This is a genomic window from Streptomyces sp. MUM 203J (assembly GCF_022414595.1).
In the GTDB taxonomy this organism is placed as follows: Bacteria; Actinomycetota; Actinomycetes; order Streptomycetales; family Streptomycetaceae; genus Streptomyces.
Genome location: NZ_JADWYO010000127.1, coordinates 1 through 1,979, shown reverse-complemented (window position 1 = coordinate 1,979; position 1,979 = coordinate 1). Strand labels below are relative to the sequence as shown.

Genomic DNA, 1,979 nt, shown 5'->3' with positions numbered 1-1,979 from the left:
GATGTCGTGAGCAACGAGAGCCTGGCCAACCTCCTCAAGGAAGAGCGGCGGTTCGCTCCGCCTTCCGAGCTGGCCGCGCACGCCAATGTGACGGCGGACGCGTACGAGCAGGCCGCGGAGGACCGGCTCGCTTTCTGGGCCGAGCAGGCGCGTCGGCTCAGCTGGGCGACCGAGCCGACCGAGACCCTCGACTGGTCGAACCCGCCGTTCGCCAGGTGGTTCGCGGACGGCACGCTGAACGTGGCGTACAACTGCGTGGACCGGCACGTGGAGGCCGGGCTGGGCGACCGGGTGGCGATCCACTTCGAGGGGGAGCCGGGCGACAGCCGGGCCATCACCTACGCGCAGCTCAAGGACGAGGTCAGCCGGGCGGCCAACGCGCTGGCCGAGCTGGGCGTGACCAAGGGCGACCGGGTCGCCGTCTACATGCCGATGATCCCCGAGGCGGCCGTCGCGATGCTGGCCTGCGCCCGGATCGGCGCGCTGCACTCGGTGGTCTTCGGCGGCTTCTCGGCGGACGCGATCGCCGCCCGGATCGCGGACGCCGACGCCCGGCTGGTGATCACCGCCGACGGCGGCTACCGGCGCGGGAAGCCCTCCGCGCTGAAGCCCGCCGTGGACGAGGCACTGCGCCGGGCCGACAGCGTCGAGCACGTGCTGGTGGTGCGCCGCACCGGGCAGGACGTCGCCTGGAACGACGGCCGGGACGTGTGGTGGGACGAGATCGTGGCACGGCAGAGCGCCGAGCACACGCCCGAGGCGTTCGAAGCGGAGCACCCGCTGTTCATCCTCTACACCTCCGGCACCACCGGGAAGCCGAAGGGCATCCTGCACACCTCCGGCGGCTACCTCACACAGGCGGCGTACACGCACCACGCGGTGTTCGACCTGAAGCCGGACAGCGACGTCTACTGGTGCACCGCCGACATCGGCTGGGTGACCGGGCACTCGTACATCGTCTACGGGCCGCTCGCCAACGGCGCGACACAGGTCATCTACGAGGGCACACCGGACACCCCGCACCAGGGCCGCTTCTGGGAGATCGTCCAGAAGTACGGCGTCACCATCCTCTACACGGCGCCGACCGCGATCCGCACGTTCATGAAGTGGGGCGACGACATCCCCGCCAAGTACGACCTGTCCAGCCTGCGGGTCCTGGGCTCGGTCGGCGAGCCGATCAACCCGGAGGCCTGGGTCTGGTACCGGGAGCACATCGGCGGCGGGCGGTGCCCGGTCGTCGACACCTGGTGGCAGACGGAGACCGGGGCCATGATGATCTCCCCGCTGCCCGGCGTCACCGAGACCAAGCCGGGATCCGCCCAGCGGCCCCTGCCGGGCATCTCCGCCACGGTCGTCGACGACGAGGCGCACGAGGTGCCCGACGGCGGAGGCGGCTACCTGGTCCTCACCGAGCCGTGGCCGTCGATGCTGCGGACCGTCTGGGGCGACGACCAGCGGTTCATCGACACCTACTGGTCGCGCTTCGAGGGCCGCTACTTCGCCGGCGACGGCGCCAAGAAGGACGAGGACGGCGACATCTGGCTGCTGGGCCGGGTCGACGACGTGATGCTGGTGTCCGGCCACAACATCTCCACCACCGAGGTGGAGTCGGCCCTGGTCTCCCACCCGAAGGTCGCGGAGGCGGCCGTCGTCGGCGCCGCCGACGAGACGACCGGCCAGGCCATCGTCGCGTTCGTGATCCTGCGCGGCACCGCCGCGGCCGAGGCCGAGAACAACGGCACCGGCCTCGTCACCGAACTGCGCGACCACGTCGGCGCCACACTCGGGCCCATCGCCAAACCCAAACGCGTCCTGCCCGTCGCGGAACTGCCCAAGACCCGCTCCGGAAAGATCATGCGCCGCCTGCTCCGCGACGTCGCGGAGAACCGGCAGCTCGGAGACGTCACCACACTCACCGACTCCTCCGTCATGGACCTGATCCAGACCAAACTCCCCACAACCCCCAGCGAGGACTGAGG

The 1,979-nt window shown here is 70.7% G+C and carries 1 protein-coding gene; it reads left to right on the top strand.

The features are described from left to right. Positions 1-6: 6 nt before the first annotated feature. Positions 7-1,977: an acetate--CoA ligase gene (gene acs / locus I3F58_RS29130; protein WP_240111713.1), complete on the top strand. Its 1,971-nt coding sequence runs from the start codon at positions 7-9 to the stop codon at positions 1,975-1,977. The last annotated feature ends 2 nt before the right edge of the window (positions 1,978-1,979 follow it).